The sequence below is a fragment of the Sporanaerobacter sp. PP17-6a genome, from assembly GCF_900095615.1.
Classification (GTDB): domain Bacteria; phylum Bacillota; class Clostridia; order Tissierellales; family Acidilutibacteraceae; genus Acidilutibacter; species Acidilutibacter cellobiosedens.
The window spans coordinates 1-606 of the sequence record NZ_FMIF01000005.1 but is presented as its reverse complement, the minus strand read 5'-3'; the positions used below and the strand labels follow the sequence as shown (position 1 = coordinate 606).

The 606-nt window shown below is 28.1% G+C and carries 1 protein-coding gene; it reads right to left on the bottom strand.

What is annotated here, in order from left to right; all coding sequences use genetic code 11:
• Positions 1 to 139: 139 nt before the first annotated feature.
• A complete protein-coding gene (locus PP176A_RS04010) occupies positions 140 to 352 on the bottom strand; it encodes a hypothetical protein (protein WP_071139176.1) in 213 nt (70 codons plus the stop codon).
• Between the last annotated feature and the right edge of the window lie 254 nt (positions 353 to 606).

Here is a 606-nt window from a genome sequence, read left to right as displayed (position 1 = left end):
TGTTTTACAATCAGCTTTAAAAAAGCAACTCGGTATAACAGATAGATAAGAGGTCCAACAAAGACCTCTTTTTTCTATCTTAGTTGCCACCTCCAAAATTGCATAAAAAAGAACCTACCTAAGTAAGTTCTTTCTTATACTACAATATAAATTCCAAAGATTTTAATATAACAAAAATTATATTTTGCTGGGATAATCCTGTCTGTAGAATTATTTGTTTAAATGTCTCCAATAGTAAAATTACAGAAATTGCCTTTCCTATAGTCTTAGGATATTTCGCTACTGCATATAATATTAATACTATAACAGGCATATAACCTAATATTCTTAACATACTTAACATACTTAACATACTTATCACCTTCTTCTGCGTATTAGCATTTTGTTTATTTAGTGCTAACACATAATAGACAAAAGGTAATAAAAATATAACTGTTACATTATATTTAAGTAAGTTCTTTTGATATACATAGAAGGACAATAAAAAAGCCCTTCTGTAGGGTTATACTTCTTCATTTTCCTCTTCTATTTTCTGTCTTATCAGTTCGAGCATTCCATCTTCATCTATTAAAAAAGGAATTTCTTCCTTCTTAAATCTAAACATTC

Bases quoted from the DNA above. Each gene is read 5' to 3' on its own strand.
- PP176A_RS04010 (WP_071139176.1), bottom strand. From the start codon at position 352: ATGTTAAGTATGTTAAGTATGTTAAGAATATTAGGTTATATGCCTGTT.